The following is a 13,202-nucleotide window of genomic DNA, read 5'->3' on the forward strand; positions in this document are numbered from 1 at the left end:
GTCACGATGCCGGTGGCGGTGCCGTCCTGGCTGGCGACTGTGAACTGGTCCTGCACCTGCTGGCCGGCGGTGAGCTCGTCGTGGGCACCGTTGCCGGTGTAGCTCCAGGCGCCGTTGGCATCGATGCTGAAGTCGCCGTAGGTGCCGTGCGCGTTGCTCTGTGCCACGACGTGGGCGCCCGTATCAGGGTCGGTGATGGTGAGCTGGCCGCTGGTGTTGAGCGCCGCCGCCGTGTCGCCCTCGCTGACGGACTTCGAGTCCGAAGAGACTGTCGCCGCGTCATTGCTGCCGGTGATCGTGACAGTCACGATGCCGGTGGCGGTGCCGTCCTGGCTGGCGACTGTGAACTGGTCCTGCACCTGCTGGCCGGCGGTGAGCTCGTCGTGGGCACCGTTGCCGGTGTAGCTCCAGGCCCCGTTGGCATCGATCGTGAAGTCGCCATAGCTGCCGTGGACGCTGCCCTGTGCCACGACATGGGCTTCGCCGCTGTCGGGATCCACGATCGTCAGTTGGCCGCTGGTGTTGAGGGCGGCGGCAGTGTTGCCCTCCGTGACGGACTTCGCCTCCGACGAGACTGTCGCCGCATCGTTGCTGCCGGTGATGGTCACCGTCACGGTGCCGGTGGCAGTGCCGTCCTGGCTGGTCACCGTGAACTGGTCCTGCACCTGCTGGCCAGCGGTGAGCTCATCGTGGGCGCCATTGCCGGTGTAGCTCCAGGCGCCGTTGGCATCGATGCTGAAGTCGCCATAGGTGCCGTGGACGTTCGATTGCGCCACGACATGGGCTTCGCCCGTGTCGGGATCGGTGATGCTGAGCTGGCCGCTGGTGTTGAGCGCCGCCGCGTTATCGCCTTCGGTGACGGACTTCGAGTCCGATGAGACCGTGGCCGCGTCGTTGGTGCCGGTGATCGTGACCGTCACCGTCTGGGTAGCTGTCGAACCGTGGCCGTCATTGATCGTCACCACGAAGCTCTCGGTGACGGTCTGGCCCGCAGCGAGGTATTGCGCCGCCGCGTTGTTCAAATTGTAGTGCCACTGCACCGCGCCGTTGGCGGCATTGGCCGCCTCGTTAACAGGATCGAGCGAGAAGGCGCCGAGCGAAGTCGTGTTGGAAGAGGCTGCCGCGAACGAGGCCGAATGCGTGTCGCTGAGATCGGCGTCGTTGAAACTGATAGTGCCGGCCGCGCTCTGCGAATCCGAGAGATCGGGTGTGGCATTCGCGTCTTCTACCACCGAGCCGCTCTGCGGACTTGATGTGATGAAGACCGAGTCGTTTGCCCCATTGAACTGGAGTGTCACGGTCGCCCAACTCAGCGTGCCATTGCCCAGCTGGATAGCGTAGGTGAATGTGTCAGTCAGCGTTTGCCCGGTCGCCAGCGCCTGAAGCTGAACGTTGATGTCGCCCTTATCGTAATGAACGGTGCCGTCCGCTGCGATCCAGATGCGTGCACCGAGGGCGCTGCGGTCAGCGGTTGCGGCCATTCCGGCGGCATCACTGCTGTACGCCACATCTTTGACCAGCAAGTCCGCCGGTGCGTAGCTCTTGGTGGACGCGGAGGCGCTCGTTCCATTGTCCAGCGAGAACAGCGTCTTGGCCGCGCCCCCAAGGTCATTTGCCATCACGTTCAAGATGAGAATGTTGCTGGCGTCTTCCGTAAACGAGAAACTGTCCGTGTTGGCTTGCGGAGTATTGCCGAACGAAACCGTGCTGCCGCCACCTGTTGTCTGCGTCGCCATGGCTCAAATCCTCTGGGTGGTGCGCCGACCGCATTCGCGGACCGGCACAAATTGCACAATGGCGCGGGGATGATCGGCCGTTGCCTTGCCTACACTGCTGAAGAAAAATGCCGGGCTGCTCAGCATGCCTGCCGTCATGCTCAGCGCTTCGAAAATGTGCAAACAGCGCTCAAGCCTGTTTGGGGCTAGAGCCGCTCCGAGCTCGCGAGCGGATGCCGTGTGCACGGTCGCGCGCCTGACAGCCGCTATGTTTGCAAACCGCAAACTTGGCTCGATCGAGCGATCGCAAGTTGACGGAGAAGAATTCGAAATTGCCCGAGCCCGGCCGAGCATTGCTACAAAATGCGTGCACGTCATTCGCAACCCTCGTCTGCCAATGCAGAGCAGAGAGCGTCGCCGCAAAATCAATTCACGCAAATTGGTAGCGCTCGCTCGGACGGTGATAGGTCCGCCTACCAGCGACAATCCATCAACTGCTGCCAAGTTACGTGAAAGGATCTAGAGCGGTATCCCCCTGCCCATCGCGGTCGGTGCTTGGCCGCCCACGTTTTGGCAATTATTGATTCAGCAAATTCGCGGCTTCAGAAGCGACAATCGTGATCAAGAAGCGCCACGATCTCACTCCCGAATTAAAACCGAAGCTAATTTAAATTAATGCCTCAGTCTATTTAATTTATTTATGCTTGAGATTTAATGATTAATGCATCAAAATCAATGACAAAGAGGCTCTTGCGCCCCTCTCTTGCGGGCGACACCGGAATTTTACGGCTTGTCTCCCGAGATGCACGCGCCGGCGAGATGATCTTTGCTTCGCGTAGATCGGCAGTCGCAGGGAGCCAACTGGAGCCGAAACTCAGCCCTATCTGCGAAGACCACGCATGAAAGCAACAGTCTCGCAATCCTTTGCGCCAAACGTGATTGGTGCGCGCCCGACGGATCAAGGCCTACTCAGTATGGAGGGCGCTTGAGGCCTCCTCTCTTCCAACAAATCCATGAAACTCCGGTAGTCATTTTTTCAAAAGTAGCCCCATCGCTCGCGCCATCCGCTTGACTGAGCCGACATGCCGGCGAAGAGCTGCGGCAATTTCCGCCGCGCCGTACCGCCGGCGGATCATCGCCGTAAGCTTCCTGCGCTCGAGATCGCTCCATTCCTTCGGCTTCAGGGTTTTCATGGGTGTCATCTTCCCACCGGTTCCAGGCGGGCGACATTGGGCAATTTACGGGTGCAATCCCGAGTTGCGCCCAGGGCCGAGGAGAGAGCTAGGTGGATGCGACCTTTGCGCAGGCTTGCTGGTGGCTCGGTGTACGCTTATGCGCGCATGACCGGGTCCCATTCCGAGCCAAGCTGAATCGTTTAGCTGGGCCTTGGCTACCGCGGCGGGCGATAAGGAGGACACGCGCGAATTGACCGGAACCGGCGAGGTCCAGCTGCTGAGGGTTCGCTTGCGTTCTGGAGTGTGACGAGAAGAGTCTCGGTCGGGATTTCTGACATCGCTGTCCCGCGCCACGTTCTCTTCGCCTTAACGTGCAACGGGCCCCCGACTAGTAGCATTCGAAATCGATGTGAAGCTTAAACCGAAACGAGTTGCCGGCTAACTCGCGAAGGGAACCAAATCGACTGTCCATTCAATGCTATATTATATTATAGTATATAATCATGATGACTCCATCGCAAAATTGAAAAATATGTTGGGGAAAAGAATACATGGGAGGTTGAAATGGAAGCTGCCCGCCGCTTTCGCGCAATGGCGTTGCTTTGCCGACAGACCGCCGCACTCCGACCTGAGAGAAGCTGGAAACTGCTTGCAGAGGCCGAGTACTGGGAGCATCTGGCGGCTGCGGCTTTAGCTCATTGAGCTTCAGCCGAGCGTTCTTTGTCTTTCGCTTTTCGTCGACTTCTTACTTCAAGTCATTTTCTGAGGCATGTGATGTCGAGTACGCGTCAGATTTTTTCTAGTGCTATTCTGAGCGAACGGCACCAGGCGCTGTTGGAGGAGCTTAGAGCGGTGGAGAAGCTTCGAAGTAAGCTCCGACATGTAGAAGCAAAAACAATCGGCAGAAGACGGCGCACCAAAGCGAGCGGCAGAGCAAGAGCCGTCTAGAGTCCCGCCGGGTCCGAAGGTTGACCCGCGTTGGCTCACTCGCGCTATCCGATGCACGGATTGCCCGCATTCCTCGCATCTGCCACTATTTTGAAAGAGGACTGGCGCCTTCATCCTCGCAGTAGCGAGCCTCGGCGACGATGTCGCTGCGACATCTCGGCAACCAGCCAGGCCGGGGTGGCTCACAACGCTCGAACTAACTCGGCGGCGAGACTGGTCGTCTATTCAGGATCTCGCGTTAGCTCCGACCTTCATTCGGCGTTACACTTCGGAACACAGCAACGAGTCGATCGCCTTCCCAAAGCTCGACGTCGTGCTCGTCATGCATCTGCTCGGCTCGGCGTCTCGCCGCCTGCTCGTCAATGCAGTCGAGCTTTGCAGCGCAGATCACTTGCCGGCTGCCGTCCACCACGAACACCTTGTACCGCATAATGCAGTCCGATCCCAAAGGCGACCGTCATCGTACTCGAATGTCCGTCTAAGGCAGTGCCAAATTAGGTGTGGCGCACGGAACCTTTGTACGTGTGGCAGTTCGGCTATACCAGCTCGTGGAATCCACCGATTGCGCGGCGGCTGTACCTCGTGTCTAAGCTACCTCAGTGGCGTAATCTCCACGCGTGCCGAAGCGTGCGGCTCGAGCTTAAGAGCGAGAGGCCACCAAGCGTCATCAGCAGCACACCCAACCAGGCCGTCCAGCTGCGCGCTTCGCCGTGCGCCTCTGCAGTGCGCCCGCCCAGCGGCATATCTTGAGGTGCGGCGGGCGCGGCAGCGAGAAGCTGCCCAACGTCGACTTGGCCCGACACGGAGTGTTCGGGCGTGAGCTGGTTGGGAAGATCGACAATGGGGGCCGCCGACATCAGGGTAAGGCCCGTGCCGAGATTGGAAGCGGCATCAGCTACCTTCATTTCGGGTACAGGCGGCTGAGCTTGCTCGGGCGGTGCGGAGCCCAGCAACTCCGCGCGCGCATCAACGACCGCGCTCCGTCTCGTCCCGTTTTCGTCCAAACTGGCGCTGCGGTCTTTGGCCACGCGAGCCCGAATGGGCTTCTTCACCGTCGCAATGCCCTCGGCCAGGAACCAGCATTTGCGGCGACCGTCCGTTCGGTAGACCCAATGCTGTCCACCAGTGGTCGAGGTACCGGGACGCGCAAGGCATTCAGCTTGCGGCGGAGAGGTTACCGTGGGTTGGGACGTGGCAGTCTTGAAGAAGTCGGCAAGAGGATCGGAAGACGCAGGCGCCGCCGAAAAACCTCCGACAAGGACCAAACTGGCGAAGTACAATCGCAAATGACCGGCCATCGAAAACTCCCGGGTGCGCCCCACCCCGCTCGAGCCTTAGGGGCGACAACGGCTCCCATGCGGCTTAAATCGGGCAGCGCGAGGAATTAATTGTACTCTTGGCCACCTAATTAATATGCCGGTCCAGCACTCCAAGGGGGCAACACGAGGCAGCGCGATCGATTCATCGAGCCACCCGAGTTGCGCCGGACCTCGCTCCCGCCCGCAATCCGCGGCGCCGCCGCCCGGTTGATCGCCATCGTTGGCGCTCGTCCCCGCGTCGCAATGGCAACGCGAAGGCGCAACTGGCCGAGGGGTGAGTTTGTGGATGTCACGATACGTGGTCGCCCCCCGCAGCAAATTAAATACACTGCCACGATATTACCACTGTCGCGCCTTTCTCCCCGCCACCTCTCGCATTTAAATGTGGATTGCACGGTCAATATTTAACTGACGGCTTGTCTGCTCCCGGATTCCCGACTTGTCTGTCTGGGCCTTGTGCCCAAGATTCGGATGGAGCCGTGAACACCGCGCATTTCAATTCGCTCTCCGTTGACGAGCTCTGGATACTTCACCAAGAGGTCGCCGCCAAACTCACTCAGAAAATGTTGGTGCAGAAAGCCCATTTGGAGGAAAGGCTCCACAAGATTGGACTGGCCAATGAGGCCACACGGCTCAATCGTAGGCGCCGCCGTCCATACCCGCCCGTTCGTCCCAAATATCGCAATCCGAAGAACCCAGCGGAGACGTGGTCGGGTCGCGGCAGGCAGCCTCGATGGCTGCGGCCGCAGCTTCGAAGCGGCCGAGATTTGGACGATTTCCTGATCGATGGGGCTTCAGCTCAAAAGCGGCAGACAAATTGAGCGCCGATTGCGGCATTTTGGGATGGGAATGCTGACGCCGGCTGTTACCCCCTGAGGCTCTGAGCTTTTCACATCGTCGTCCAACCGCGGATCATAACCTGCTTGGAGCCATCGCCAAAGCGAGAGCGCCGGCGATTTGGCTGATGATCTCGCTGAATCGCTCGGGCCCCGCGGCGCAGTGAGGACATCGACGGGAATCTCAAGCCCGCGATGGCCCGCGTCTAGTCGTGGAGCCCTCTGAAGCGCCGCCTCACCGCATTCCACGTTCGAAAGACTGGATGGAGGAGGACGACGAAAAGAACTCTGATTGTAACCGGCATCATCCCGCGCCGCAGGAGTGGCGGGTCGTGATCGTCCGATCGGCGGGCCGTCGTGTTGATCGTTACCGGAGACGGAGTTCCTGCGCGCCGAGCAGGTGCCGGCCTGTGCGAGGGCAGGACAACTACGACGAACAGAACGTTCACCAGTAGCCATATTCCCACAATGAGAAGGAAAGTACGCACGAGGAACGACCATCGTTTGATCTAGAATCTGCCGAGCTTACTCCTGCCTCATACCCGGCACGCAGCCGACAGCACTGCGTTCGCGGACGGAGCCGCTCCAGCGCAGCCGGCACATTTGGCATCCCCCCGAGGCCGTTGGGCCCGGAGCCCTTCGCGAGCGTCCGGGATCGATCGCAACCTAGTCCGGCGCAACACTCGCGTCTGTGCGCTTTCGAACATTCATGCCCCTTCAGGTATGGTAGTTCTATGCATCATCGGCGAGCCCGAACAGGGATGCCTCAGCCCGGGAGACCGTCGCGGCTAGAATAAGCGGCCAGTTTGGCAGTTCGCAAAGAGCCAATATCCCGTTTCGGTAGTTGACTCCCGTGCGGTCCGAACAAGCAAACTGATTGTTCGGGCCGAGGATAAGTTTAGAAGCTGAGCCGGCACAACATGAGGACCTCCGACGACGTTTGGAAAAGGTCCTCGCTGACGCCAGAGACTTTTCGTTGATGAGTCAGCAGGCGACGGATACGGAAAAGCGCGAGCTGTTTAAGCGCTTGGCGGATGAGCTCGCCTTCGAGGCTCTCGAGCTTGAGCTAATCGTGAAGAAGAATGAGCCACCTAATCCGAGCGACCAGCACGAGGTCGTGGAGTTTAAGCCACCCTCTCAGCGAAAGCGCGGCTGACGCGGAAGAGGTTAAGGCGGCTAGATCGTGCGTGCACAACGATTGTTTGCGCATGGCTCCGCCAGCGATCGCTGCGCCGCCTTCGCCGCATCGCATTGCGCATTGCGGTTCGGAGGGCCCGATCCGGAAGCGGTGATGTCACCGTACGCCGCCATCAGTTCATCCATATGGTCCCTTTCGTCGATCTTGAGGAACAGCGGGGTTTCAGGCAAGGCAGCCAGGCTACTGAACTGATCGACTATTTTCGGCAAACCTCTATGGCCGCCCACGCGAAAGCTGATGGGTCCGGACACTGCCTCGGTAGAAGGAGGAAGCCTTCCCCTGCGTCCGAGCCCTCGAACTCGGCCGCCCCTCCTCGGGCCAGCCGTCCCGCAACGCCCTCTTGTGGCATCCACCTAACTTTCAGAAGGTTCGCCGCCCTTTCGCGGCTGAGACAATCCGTACGAGCGCTCGAACCGCTACCGTCAGGAGTACAACATCGTGGAAGATCGTACTTTGGCGCACAAAGTCGTTGCCAGTGTTGGTGGCGAAACGACTCGAATCCCGACCCGAACATTCTGGTTTTGGTTCTGCAGCAAGCAGTATCTTGCTGCGACGGACAGAACAGATCGTCCGTTTCGGCCGCTCCAATATCCTATTCTACGACAAGCACGTAATCGACTTGTGCCATCGGATCTGTGCGCTGTATCGAATGGGTGAAGATATAGAAACAAGGGAAAAGCCGAATAACCATCTGGCCGTGTCCACCCCAATGAAAAAACGTCGCACGAGACGCGCTTTGTTCTATCGAAGAATTTAAAAAAGCCCTTGCGGGCCAATCTCTTAAAGGTGGTGGGCGCACCAGGGCTCGAACCTGGGACCCGCTGATTAAGAGTCAGCTGCTCTACCAACTGAGCTATGCGCCCGAAAGGCCGGTCAAAGCCTTGCGAGGCCGGTCGTTTAGCAAAGCGATCCGGGTCTGGCAAGCGATCGGACGCAAGTTTTCCAAGGTTCTTGCACAGGTCCGGAAAAGCGAAAAGCCGCTGGATTCCAGCGGCTTCGCCAAGGTTAATCGTCGCGGAATCCCCGCTCGCTCAGAGCCGGCCCTCGCGGTCGCGGCCCGAGCCGCCGTCGCGGTCGAAACGGTCATGATGGAAGTGCTCCATGCCGCGCTCCATCATCCGGCCCATGCCGCGTTCCATGAAGTGGCGCGGGCCGTCTTCGCCGCCGCCGAACGGGCCGCGGTGGCGGGTCAGCACGGCGAGGCGCCGCTTCTGGCCCTCGTCCAGGGTCTTGTAGAGCGGATCGGCGGCATCGGCGATCTTCTTCAGGGCCGCAGAGCTGGCGCCCATGTCCTCGGCGCGCTGGCGCAGGCGGGCGATCGGATCCTCCGGCTTGTCGCCGTCGCCCGGCCCGGCATTCATTCGCGCATTGGCGCGGTCGATACGCAGCTTGGCGAACTCCCGCACCGCAGCCTCGACCGGCGGCCACAGCTTCTCCTGATCGGCGTTCAGCTTGAGCCCGGCATGGACGGCGGCGATCCGCGCGTCGACGAAGGCGGCGCGGTCTTCCGGGTTCATGCGGATGTGGCGGACGTGCTCCATCCACGGGCGATGAAATTGGGCATAGACCGCGCCCGAGCCGGCAATGCTGAGCACGGCGATGGCGGCGATGGTGAACTTCCTCATCCGAACCTCCTCTGGAAGGACGTCCATCAAGATGAGCGCCGGACGGCTGACACGCAAATTACAACTTGGACAGGGAGCGCATCCTTAACCTGGATGTGACGACCGATTTTACCTCCAGCCGCAACCCGAAATCATTCGCAACAAAAAGGCTCCCGTGCAGGCCGCACGGAAGCCTTTCGTCGATCGTAGGGATCAATCAGTTCGTCGCGCTCTTGGCCTCTTTGAGGAATTCGTCGATCAGCGGCTGGCCGACACGGCCCGCGGCGTCCTTGTAGACCGGCTCCATCGCCTTGCGCATCGCCGCGTCCTGCTCCGGGGTGAGCTTGATGATCTCGCTCTTGCCGCTCTTCTTGATCTCGGCCAGAGCGTCGTCGTTTTCCTTCTGCGACTGCGTGTTGCTGAAGTCGGTCGCTTCCTTCATCGCCTTGGTGAGCGGGTCGCGGATGTCGGCCGGCAGATCGTCCCAGAACTTCTTGTTCACGATCACGACGTAGCCGATGTAGCCGTGATTGGTCTCGGTGATGTACTTCTGCACCTCGTGCATCTTCTGGGTATAGATGTTCGACCAGGTGTTCTCCTGGCCGTCGACCACGCCGGTCTGGAGTGCCTGGTAGACTTCCGAGAACGCCATCACCTGCGGCAGCGAACTCAGCGCCTTGAACTGGGCCTGCAGCACGCGCGAGGACTGGATGCGGAACTTGACGCCCTGATAGTCCGCCGGCGTGACCAGCTTCTTGTTGGCGCTCATCTGCTTGAAGCCGTTGTCCCAATAGGCAAGGCCGGTGATGCCCTTGGCGTCCAAAAGCTTGAGCAGGCGCGTGCCGAGCGGGCCTTCCGTCACCTTCCGCAGCGTCTTCATGTCGGGCAGGATGTAGGGCAGATCGAACACCTCGAACTCGCGGATGCCGAGCGGCCCGAACTTGGAGTTGGACGGCGCCAGCATCTGCACGCTGCCGAGCTGGAGCGCCTCGAGCTCTTCCTTGTCCTTGTACAGCGTCGAGTTCGGGTAGACCTCGACCTTGACCTTGCCGGCGGTATATTTCTCGGCCAGCTCCTTGAACTTCTCCGCGCCCTTGCCCTTCGGCGTGTCGGTGGCGACGACGTGGCTGAATTTGATGATGATCGGCGATTGGGCCGACGCCGGCCCGGCCAGCCCGAGTGCCAATGCCGCGATGGACGCAGCGATCGCGAAGGTGCGCATAGTCTCTCCCTGGTGTTATTTGGGCCGCCCGGCATGCCGAGCAGCCTTTCCTCATGCCGACGAGATCAATACAGGCCGCCGGCCTGCGCTGCTATTGGCCGTTAGCAGGGCTGGTATTCAACCTGATTGCCGCGCGCACCGCTGCGCTCCCTCTCTCGCTTGCTTGCGGGAGAGGGTTGGGGAGAGGGTATCTCCACAACGGGACAATCCCCCAGAGGAGAGAACCTCACCCGGCGCGCGGGACGATGCTTCGCATCGCCCGGACGCGCCGACCTCTCCCGCACGCGGGAGAGGTGCAACGACTCGCAGCTTCGCTTGTCAGCTCGCCGCTGCGGTGGTCACCGTGTCGCGCTGGCGCTTCATGACGATCTTGTTGAGCGCGCCGAGATAGGCCTTGGCCGAGGCCACCAGGGTATCCGGATCCGCCGCGCGTGCCGTCATCGCACGTCCCTCCTGCGACAGCCGCACCGACACTTCGGCTTGCGCGTCCGTGCCCTCGGTGACGGCGTGGACCTGATACAGCTCCAGCTTGGCCTCGTGCGGCACCAGGCGCTTGATGCAGTTGAACACCGCGTCCACCGGACCGTTGCCCTCGGCCTCCTCGATCTTGATCTGGCCGTCGACGTCGAGCTTCATGGTCGCGCGCTGCGGGCCATGGGTGCCGGCGATCACGGTCAGCGAGGTCAGCTTGATGCGGTCGTGGGAGGCCGCCATCTTCTCGTCGACCAGCGCCTCGATGTCCTCGTCGTAGATGTCCTTCTTGCGGTCGGCGAGCGCCTTCATCCGCGTGAACGCATCCTCCAGCTGGTTCGGGCCGAGCTTGTAGCCCATCTCCTCCAGCTTGTGCACGAAGGCATGACGGCCGGAGTGCTTGCCGAGCACCAGCGAGGACTGCTTCAACCCGACCATTTCGGGCCGCATGATCTCGTAGGTGGAGGCGTCCTTCAGCACGCCGTCCTGATGGATGCCGCTCTCATGCGCGAACGCGTTCCGGCCGACGATCGCCTTGTTGTACTGGACGGGAAACGAGGTCGCCGCCGAGACCACCTTCGAGGCGCGCGTGAGCTGGGTGGTGTCGATCTTGTTCCAGTAGGGGAATTTGTCGTTGCGCACGTTGATCGCCATCACGATCTCTTCGAGCGCGGCGTTGCCGGCCCGCTCGCCGATGCCGTTGATGGTGCACTCGACCTGGCGCGCACCGCCGACGACGCCGGCCAGCGAGTTCGCGACCGCCATGCCGAGATCGTTATGGCAGTGCACCGAGAATACCGCCTTGTCCGAATTCGGCACGCGCTCGATCAGCGTCTTCATGAAGTGGGTGTATTCCTCCGGCACCGTGTAGCCGACGGTGTCGGGGATGTTCACCGTGGTGGCGCCGGCCTTGATCACGGCCTCGACGATGCGACACAGGAAATCCATCTCGCTGCGGGTGCCGTCCTCGGCCGACCATTCGACGTCGTCGATCTGGTTGCGGGCGCGCGCGACCATGGCGACCGAGGTCTCGATCACCTGCTCCGGGGTCTTGTTCAGCTTGACCCGCATGTGCAGCGGCGAGGTCGCGATCACGGTGTGGACGCGGCCGCGCTTGGCGAATTTCACTGCCTCGGCGCAGCGGTCGATGTCGGCGGGGTGGGCGCGGGACAGGCCGGCGATGACAGCGTTCTTGGAGCGGCGGGCGATTTCGCTGACGGCCTGGAAGTCACCTTCGGAGGTGATGGGGAAGCCGGCTTCGATGACGTCGACGCCCATATCGTCCAAGAGCTCGGCGACCTCCAGCTTTTCCTCGAAGGTCATGGTGGCGCCGGGGCACTGCTCGCCGTCGCGCAGCGTGGTGTCGAAAATGATGACGCGGTCCTTGTCGGACTTGTTCGCGGTGGCCATTTCAAATTTCCTTTTGAGCTTTTGCGCCGTTCAGACCGTTTCGTCCCTTGGCGCTTGAGGTGTCCGGTGATCTCGACCAACCCCTGAGCGCCCAGGCGCATGGCGCCCAGTCGGCCCTCAGGGGCAGCTAAGAAGAAGCCCGCCAATCAGGAGGGTGGGCAGCAGCGCGGCCGGGATCGTGGCGGCGGCCAGAGCCACCTCCCCCGAAATCCCCTCGATTTGGCCGCGAATCAGCATTGCCAGACCCTTTTGAGCCCACAAATCCTCGGCCAAAACCGTTGATGGTTGGTTGCCGGGAGGCTCAGTGGCCTGTTTCTAGACGAAAAATGGCAGCAACCGCAACGCCAAAAGATGGTCAAGGGACCTGACCTGGTTGGGGGCAGGTCTCCGTGTCCCGGACGCGACGCAACGCGTTTAGCGTTGCGGCGCAGAGCCGGGACCCAGCGCGACACGGTACCGGGCGGCATGGGCCCCGGCTCTGCAGCGCACCGTACCGGACGATGCTTCGCATCGCCGGGGCGCTGCGCTGCGTCCGGGGCACGAGAGTGGAGTGGACGCACGCTCCTTCCACCTCGTCATTGTGATGCACCAATGAACATCCGGACACGCAGTGCCGTAGGGTGGGCAAAGCGGAAGCGTGCCCACGTATCTTTTGCGGCCGAGAGAGATCGTGGGCACGGCGCAAGAGCGCCTTTGCCCACCCTACGAGATCGAGCTTGTGACGCGCAGACACGCCTTCTCGTTCTCGCAGCTGAGATCACCCGAGCTTTGCTTCGTCGCTCCACCCTCTTGAGCCAAGAGGGCGCAGGGAAGGCCGGGTGCCGACCTCGCACCCGCGGTCCGCTGCGCGAAAATGCACACGCAGGAAGAACCGCACAGCAGCATACAGGTGGTGCCGATCACTCGGCCTTCCCTGCGCAGTGGTTGGACGGCTTATGCCGTGCTCTCCCGGGAGCCGAACTTTCCTTCTGGCCTCCCTCGCCCCGCGAATTGGATGATGCAGTCTGCCCGGTTGGGCTCGCTCGCACCTTCGCGACAGGCTTGACCGTGGCAACGACGGTCAGGACCACACGGTTTTGCCGTACGCACGGCCCGCCATGTCGCCCGCAGTATTTCCAGCCCTGTCGACGAAGCCAGAAACTTACAGGCGAGACGAACCTGACAGCGCCGCTCGTCTGCACGAAGCCTCGGGCTCACAGGGACTACCCGCCCTGCCCGCGCCTCTCATGCCGACGCTGCCGCGTCCACCGCAAGCCCGGCTCGCGACAGTGACGACACAAGATCGCCCCTCTTGGATGAGCCGG

At 61.4% G+C, this 13,202-nt stretch carries 9 protein-coding genes and 1 tRNA gene; 2 read left to right on the forward strand and 8 right to left on the reverse strand.

Translation table 11 applies throughout. The features are described 5' to 3' along the window. From IVA79_RS27155 to IVA79_RS27165, 3 genes are all read right to left on the reverse strand, one after another. Window positions 1–1,736: VCBS domain-containing protein (locus IVA79_RS27155; RefSeq protein ID WP_247558752.1), on the reverse strand; the 1,736-nt coding region annotated here is incomplete at its 3' end. A 1,007-nt stretch (window positions 1,737–2,743) separates the two neighbouring features. Next, window positions 2,744–2,908, reverse strand: coding sequence for a hypothetical protein (locus IVA79_RS27160; protein ID WP_247558754.1), 165 nt, complete (start codon window positions 2,906–2,908; stop codon window positions 2,744–2,746). A 1,526-nt stretch (window positions 2,909–4,434) separates the two neighbouring features. Beyond that, window positions 4,435–5,136 (reverse strand): hypothetical protein, encoded by a 702-nt coding sequence (locus IVA79_RS27165; protein WP_247558756.1) that lies wholly within the window; start codon window positions 5,134–5,136, stop codon window positions 4,435–4,437. Window positions 5,137–5,720: 584 nt separating this feature from the next. Between IVA79_RS27165 and IVA79_RS27170 the strand changes: the two genes are divergently transcribed. After that, a complete protein-coding gene (locus tag IVA79_RS27170; RefSeq protein ID WP_249816207.1) occupies window positions 5,721–5,978 on the forward strand; it encodes an H-NS family nucleoid-associated regulatory protein in 258 nt (85 codons plus the stop codon). A gap of 955 nt (window positions 5,979–6,933) precedes the next feature. Further along, window positions 6,934–7,149, forward strand: coding sequence for a hypothetical protein (locus tag IVA79_RS27175; RefSeq protein ID WP_247558760.1), 216 nt, complete (start codon window positions 6,934–6,936; stop codon window positions 7,147–7,149). Window positions 7,150–7,169: 20 nt separating this feature from the next. Here the strand turns inward: IVA79_RS27175 and IVA79_RS27180 are convergent, their stop codons facing one another. The 5 genes from IVA79_RS27180 to IVA79_RS27200 all read right to left on the reverse strand — a co-directional run bounded on the left by IVA79_RS27180 (window position 7,170) and on the right by IVA79_RS27200 (window position 11,898). Continuing rightward, entirely contained in the window at window positions 7,170–7,442 is a 273-nt protein-coding gene (locus IVA79_RS27180; protein ID WP_247558762.1) for a hypothetical protein, read from the reverse strand. Between the two features lie 536 nt (window positions 7,443–7,978). Beyond that, window positions 7,979–8,054 (reverse strand) — tRNA-Lys (locus IVA79_RS27185). 168 nt (window positions 8,055–8,222) lie between these two features. Beyond that, a complete protein-coding gene (locus tag IVA79_RS27190; protein WP_247558765.1) occupies window positions 8,223–8,816 on the reverse strand; it encodes a Spy/CpxP family protein refolding chaperone in 594 nt (197 codons plus the stop codon). A 196-nt stretch (window positions 8,817–9,012) separates the two neighbouring features. Beyond that, on the reverse strand, window positions 9,013–10,017 hold the full coding sequence (locus tag IVA79_RS27195) for a TRAP transporter substrate-binding protein (protein WP_247558767.1): 1,005 nt from the start codon (window positions 10,015–10,017) through the stop codon (window positions 9,013–9,015). 318 nt (window positions 10,018–10,335) lie between these two features. Beyond that, window positions 10,336–11,898 carry a 2-isopropylmalate synthase gene (locus IVA79_RS27200; RefSeq protein ID WP_247558769.1) on the reverse strand — a complete coding sequence of 521 codons (1,563 nt, stop codon included), beginning with the start codon at window positions 11,896–11,898 and terminating at the stop codon, window positions 10,336–10,338. Window positions 11,899–13,202 lie beyond the last annotated feature (1,304 nt).

The sequence above is a fragment of the Bradyrhizobium sp. 138 genome (assembly GCF_023074075.1).
In the GTDB taxonomy this organism is placed as follows: Bacteria; Pseudomonadota; Alphaproteobacteria; order Rhizobiales; family Xanthobacteraceae; genus Bradyrhizobium.

Coding starts and splice junctions, on each gene's coding strand:
- IVA79_RS27190 (WP_247558765.1), bottom strand. CDS start 8,816: ATGAGGAAGTTCACCATCGCCGCCATCGCCGTGCTCAGCATTGCCGGC.
- IVA79_RS27165 (WP_247558756.1), bottom strand. CDS start 5,136: ATGGCCGGTCATTTGCGATTGTACTTCGCCAGTTTGGTCCTTGTCGGA.
- IVA79_RS27200 (WP_247558769.1), bottom strand. CDS start 11,898: ATGGCCACCGCGAACAAGTCCGACAAGGACCGCGTCATCATTTTCGAC.
- IVA79_RS27195 (WP_247558767.1), bottom strand. CDS start 10,017: ATGCGCACCTTCGCGATCGCTGCGTCCATCGCGGCATTGGCACTCGGG.
- IVA79_RS27170 (WP_249816207.1), top strand. CDS start 5,721: ATGTTGGTGCAGAAAGCCCATTTGGAGGAAAGGCTCCACAAGATTGGA.
- IVA79_RS27160 (WP_247558754.1), bottom strand. CDS start 2,908: ATGAAAACCCTGAAGCCGAAGGAATGGAGCGATCTCGAGCGCAGGAAG.